This window comes from Methylocaldum sp., from assembly GCF_039794385.1.
Lineage (GTDB): Bacteria > Pseudomonadota > Gammaproteobacteria > Methylococcales > Methylococcaceae > Methylocaldum.
Window position 1 is genome coordinate 1 of sequence record NZ_JBDIVO010000290.1, and the last position, 5756, is coordinate 5756.

Consider the following 5756-nt stretch of genomic DNA (forward strand, 5'->3'; position numbering starts at 1 on the left):
TTGACCAAGGTCAGGCGTTTGTTCTGAGCGGAGCCGATGGCAGTGTCCTCCTGACCCTCGATGATCCCGTGCCTCAGATGCAGGCCGAGTTCGGCCAGGCCGTGGCCGGGGTGGGGGATGTGAACGACGACGGCAGCTCCGATCTACTGGTGGGGGCGCCATCGCAAAATGCTTATCGGGGCCAGGCCTTTATATTCAACGGAGCGGACGGGAGACTGCTGCATACCGTCAACCAGCCCATACCCGATGAACTCGCTTATTTCGGCTTTGCCGTGACCGGGGTGAGCGATATCAACGGCGATGGTATCCCCGACTTCCTGGTGGGAGCGCCTGGGCAATACGTGGGGGGACGTACTAACCAAGGCCAGGCTTTCGCCTTCAGCGGAGCCGACGGGAGTCTGCTTCTGACCCTCGATGACCCGATGCCCCAATCCTTCGCCGAGTTTGGCTCTGCGGTGGCCGGAGTGGGCGATGTGAACCGCGATGGCAAATCCGACCTTCTGGTAGGCGCGCCCGGAGGCGTCACGTGCTGCGACGTGATTCACGGCCATGTCTTCGTCCTCAGCGGGGCCGACGGGAGTCTGCTCCATACTCTTGACGACCCGACGCCTCAAGGCGATGCCCGGTTTGGCTTTGCCGTGGCCGGGGCTGGGGATGTCAACCGCGACGGGATTTCCGACCTCCTGGTGGGGGCGCCCTTCCAGGATGTGGGCAGCCACGCTGACCAGGGCCAAGCCTATATCTTCAGCGGGGCGGATGGGACTCTGCTGCACACCCTCGATAACCCGACGCCTCAGGACGACGCCTACTTTGGCAACGCCGTGGCCAGCGCGGGGGATGTCAACGGCGACGGCAAATCCGACTTCCTGGTAGGCGCGCCCGGACAGAACGTGGCCGGCAACAGCCAACAAGGCCAGGCCTTTGTCTTCAGCGGGGCCGATGGGACCCTCCTTCACACCTTCGATCATACGACGCCCCAAACGAACGCGGAGTTTGGTTCTGCGGTAGCCGGGACGGGTGACGTGAACGGCGATGGCGCACCCGACTTCCTGGTGGGGGCGTTGGGCCAAACGGTGGCCGGCAATGCTTTCCAGGGCCAGGCCGTGCTTTTCGTCAGCGCGCCCGCTTCGCCCGCGTGCTTCGGCGTTCCGGCCACGATCATCGGCACTCCGGGCAACGATGTCTTGCGGGGAACGCCGGGCAACGACGTCATCGTCGGCTTGGCCGGCCACGACGTGATCGACGGCCTCGGCGGGGATGACCTGATCTGCGGCGGCGACGGCAACGATGTGCTGCGCGGAGGCCTGGGTAACGACATGATCGACGGCGGCGAGGGCGACGATATCCTTTGGGGCGGCGCGGGCGATGACCTGATCGAGGGCGGCCCCCATGTCAACGGCGACCGTTGCATTGCCGACCAGCAGGATTCCGTGCGGAACTGCGCGCCCTAGTCGACGATTTTTTACCGATGAGCGGGGCGGAAAATGGATTCTCCGCCTGGCAGCCTCTCCTGGATCGAGGGTGCCGTAAAAGCGTTTCCCCTCCGGGAAGAAATCAGCGACGGGGACGAGCGTCGCGGATCGTCGATTGGGCAAGCTGATTGTCTCTGATGGCAGCCTTTCACGACACCTCGGGCTGGGGAGATTCGGCATGTTCTGATCTGCCGCCTTCTATCGCCGCGTTTCTTTCGAAGCCGGCGTTCAGCGGACCGACCAAGTCCTTCTTCCGACGCCCTGGTCGCCGCTTGGTTTTCCGCGGTGTCTCCTCCCTAGCCGTCGCCTCTTCGATTCCGGCGCTCGAGTAGGTTCTAAGCGGTTGATCCGAACGGTTCCCCATCCAAAAATTCGAGCAAGGTGCGCGCTTCCTCAGCCACTTCAGCATTGCCCGTCATTTGGGCGCGCACGATGGCGCCGTCGATGATCAGCAGAGCCAGTTCCGCCGCGTCGTTTGCCGAGCGTCCCGGCCGCTCCGGGATCATCGTTCGGACGAAATCCCGCAGTTCCCGCTTGTGATCCGCCGCGATCCGGCGTTCTTCCGCCGAATCCTCGCTCAGTTCCGCGACCGTATTGATGAACGCACAGCCTCGGAAGTCGGGATCCGAGAACCATTCCTTCAGGGCATCCGCGATGATGCCGAGGCCTGGCGAAGTTTGGGATTCGGCCAATTCCCGCACGCGCCGGGTAAACCAATCCATCCAGAATCGATGGCGCCGTTCGAGAAACGCGATCACCAGGTCTTTTTTGGACGGGAAGTGGCGGTAGAACGACATCTTGGCGACGCCCGATTCGGCGATGATGCGATCGACGCCCACGGCGCGGATGCCGTATTGGTAGAACAGCCGTTGCGCGGTTTCCAGGATGCGGTCGCGTGCCGAGGACGTAATAGGCGTGGCGTCTTGAGTCATAAGAGGTTTTGAAAGCGTTTACGGGATTATTGACAGAATGGTCTGTCTCATCAATGCTGTAGACAGATCTGTCTACATGGCGGATTGCTCCTCGACCAGCACAAGGAAACGACCATGAGTTACACGTTTAAACCCGGTTTCCGATTAGGCATTTACATCTGCAAGGATCTGGAAATCGTCGACTTCGCAGCGCCCTATGGCGTATTCTCGGTCGCCCGGCGATTCGATCCCGAGCTGGAGGCTTTCTTCATCGCCGAGTCCTTGCGTCCGGTGCAGGCGCAGGCCGGCTTTACGGTGCTGCCCAACTATTCCTTTGCGGACCGGCCCGACATGGACGCCTTCCTGATCCCGGGCGGTTTCGGCACGCGGCAGGAAATCAACAACGGGCATCTGCACGAGTTCATCCGCGGCTTGCCCGAGAGAACCCTGCTGGTTTCGGTATGCACCGGTTCCTGGATTTACGCCAAGATGGGGCTGTTGGACGGAAAAGCGGCGACCAACCGCAAGGAGCCCGATCGCGTGGAACAATCCCCGTCGGGCAAAGTGCCCATCGACCGCCTGGCCGAGCTGGCCCCGGCCTGCCGCATCAGCCGGGCGCGGGTGGTCGACGCCGGACGGATCGTTACCGGCGGCGGCATCAGTTCGGGCATGGAAGTCGGATTTCACCTGCTGCGCCGGGCCGGGTACGGCGAAGATTTCATCGCGGAGGTGGCTCGGGTCATGGAATACAGCAAGGCTTACGATGTGTACGCGACGGACATCGAGTATGACGATTCCCATGCGTCATCTTGATTGAAATTTGTATAAAAACGATTGACCGGAGGAGAAGAAATGGCAGCTGCCAGCGAGAAGAAAACCGTATTCGGCGCGTGTCCGCACGATTGCCCGGACACCTGCGCGATGCTCTACGAAGTCGAAAACGACCGGCTGGTCAATGTGCGCGGCAATCCCGATCATCCGCTAACGCGGGGCGGCCTTTGCACCAAGCTCAAGGATTTCCACGACCATCACTACAATCCGGAGCGCGTGCTGTATCCCTCGCGCCGCGTGGGGCCGAAAGGCTCGCGCCGGTTCGAGCGGATTTCCTGGGACGAGGCGCTGGACGAGATCAAGACCCGCTGGACTGCCATCATCGACGAGTACGGCGCGGAAGCGATTCTTCCCTACAACTACCTGGGCAACCAGGGCACTCTTCAGGGCCTGACCGTCGGCGATGCGTTTTTCAACAAGCTGGGCGCGAGCGTGCTGGAAAAAACCTTCTGCGCGAGCGGTTCGTCCACCGCCTGGCTGCTCACGGTCGGCCCCACCGGAGGCGTCGATCCGGAAAGCTTCGCCCAGTCGAAATACATCATCATCTGGGCCTGCAATTCGGTCAGCACCAACCTGCATCACTGGCATATCGTCCACGACGCGCGGAAAAACGGCGCCAAGGTGGTGGTGATCGACGCCTACAAATCCCGCACCGCCAAGCAGGCCGACTGGCATCTGGCCCCGAAGCCCGGCACCGACGGCGCCCTGGCCATGGCGATGATTCATCAGATCATTGCCGAAGATTTGCTGGATCGCGACTATATCGCCCAATACACGATCGGATTCGAGGATCTGAAGGAGAGGGCGGCGCGCTACACGCCCGAGTACGCAGCCGAAATCACCGGCATTCCCGCCGACGACATCCGGAAGTTGAGCCGCGAATATGCCACGACCCAGCCCGCGGCGATTCGCATAGGCGTCGCGCTGGAGCGTCATCACGGAGGCGGGCAGACCATCCGCGCGGTGTGCTGTCTGCCGGCCTTGACCGGGGCCTGGCGACACGTGGGCGGCGGCTTGCTACAAATGCCGGTCTGGGAATTTCCGATTCACTGGGATCGGGTGTGCCGGCCGGAATGGATCAAGCCGGGGACCCGCGTGATCAACATCCTGAAGCTGGGCGACGCGCTGACAGGGCGCATGCCGCTCGCGCCGCCGGTCAAGTCCCTGATGGTCTACAACGCCAACCCGGTGTCGCAGGCGCCGGAAACCAACAGGATCGTCGAGGGCCTGAAGCGCGAGGATTTGTTCACGGTGGTCAGCGAGCACTTCATCACCGACACCGCCGCCTACGCGGATTTGGTCCTGCCCGCCGCGATGGCGGGGGAAATGGACGACATCATGTGGTCCTGGGGCCACCTCTATTTGACCCTCAACCAGAAAGCCGTCCCGGCCTCGGGCGAAGCCGTACCCAACACCGAATTGTTCCGGCGCCTGGCAAAAGTCATGGGATTCGACGACGAACAGTTCACGCGCAGCGATCGCGAGATGATCGAACACTACGTCGACTGGAATGCGCCGCAGCTTCGGGACATCGACCTGGCTTATCTGGAGCGGCGCGGTTACGCCCATATCCGAGGCGGCAAACCGGAAACCTCGGCGCCGCACGCCGAGGGCAACTTCCCGACGCCCTCGGGAAAGTGCGAGTTCAAGGCCTCGGGCGCCGCGCAGGGCAATTTCGTCGGCGCCGTTTTCCGACAGATGTACGAAAGCGGCCAAGGCGCGGAACCGATCGACGACTTGCCCGATTACGTGCTCTGCCGCGAGCGGCCGGAGAGCGATCCCGAGCGGGCGAAACGGTTTCCGCTGAATATCCTTTCGCCCAAAAGCCACGGCTTTTTGAACTCCTGTTACGCGAACGAAGAGCACAAGATTCGCGCCCAGGGCGAGCAATTCGTGCTCATCAACCCGGCCGACGCCGAACCGCGCGGCATTCGCGAAGGGGATAATGTGAAGGTATTCAACGACCGCGGCGAATTCGAAGCCGACGCGCGGGTTACCGAGGATACTCCGCCGGGCGTGGTGGTCGCGACTCTCGGATACTGGCGGAGCCGCAATCGCACCGACGGCTCGGTCAATGTGATCAGTTCGGCCGCCTACTGCAACTTCGGTCATGCGCCGACGTTCTCGGACAATCTGGTCGAGGTGTGGCGGGCGGATGTCCGGCTCCAATAGCGAGCAGGATCCACGTCCGGATCATCACGCGCTCATTCTCGTTAACGGCCGCCGGGGCAGGTCGTTGACCGAGCATGGTCGACCTGTTGCTAAGTACATTCCGCAAATATTTGCGGAATCTCGACAGATTGGCTTGATTGGCGGGGTTGTCCTGCAGGTTGCCTATGCCGCAAGACATTCCCTGAATGTACTTAGAGCGTTTTCCATCCCGGTGTACGGATTCGTTCCAGGAGGGGAGAGCGTAGGTCGGCAATCCTTTGCCGACGAAGACGCTCGGCCGGGACGTGGCGTCGGGAAAGGATTCCCGACCTACAGGGTGCTACAGTCGTAGGTCGGTAACCCTTTGCCGACGGGCTTTGTGTCGGAAATC

Annotated in this window: 4 protein-coding genes; 3 read left to right on the top strand and 1 reads right to left on the bottom strand. The window is 62.0% G+C overall.

From position 1 onward, the window contains the following. Positions 1–1451 (top strand): FG-GAP-like repeat-containing protein (locus tag ABJK70_RS18860; RefSeq protein ID WP_347258763.1); only part of this gene is annotated, 1451 nt, incomplete at its 5' end. Positions 1452–1807: 356 nt separating this feature from the next. On the opposite strand, the gene ABJK70_RS18865 is transcribed toward ABJK70_RS18860, so the two are convergent. Continuing rightward, complete coding sequence (locus tag ABJK70_RS18865; protein ID WP_086134040.1) at positions 1808–2404, bottom strand: TetR/AcrR family transcriptional regulator; 597 nt, start codon at positions 2402–2404, stop codon at positions 1808–1810. A gap of 114 nt (positions 2405–2518) precedes the next feature. On the opposite strand from ABJK70_RS18865, the gene ABJK70_RS18870 reads away from it, so the two are divergent. After that, positions 2519–3196, top strand: a complete 678-nt coding sequence (locus ABJK70_RS18870) for a DJ-1/PfpI family protein (protein WP_086134041.1) — start codon at positions 2519–2521, stop codon at positions 3194–3196. A gap of 39 nt (positions 3197–3235) precedes the next feature. Then, entirely contained in the window at positions 3236–5386 is a 2151-nt protein-coding gene (locus tag ABJK70_RS18875) for a molybdopterin oxidoreductase family protein (protein ID WP_347258764.1), read from the top strand. Positions 5387–5756 lie beyond the last annotated feature (370 nt).

Coding starts and splice junctions, on each gene's coding strand:
- ABJK70_RS18865 (WP_086134040.1), bottom strand. CDS start 2,404: ATGACTCAAGACGCCACGCCTATTACGTCCTCGGCACGCGACCGCATC.
- ABJK70_RS18870 (WP_086134041.1), top strand. CDS start 2,519: ATGAGTTACACGTTTAAACCCGGTTTCCGATTAGGCATTTACATCTGC.
- ABJK70_RS18875 (WP_347258764.1), top strand. CDS start 3,236: ATGGCAGCTGCCAGCGAGAAGAAAACCGTATTCGGCGCGTGTCCGCAC.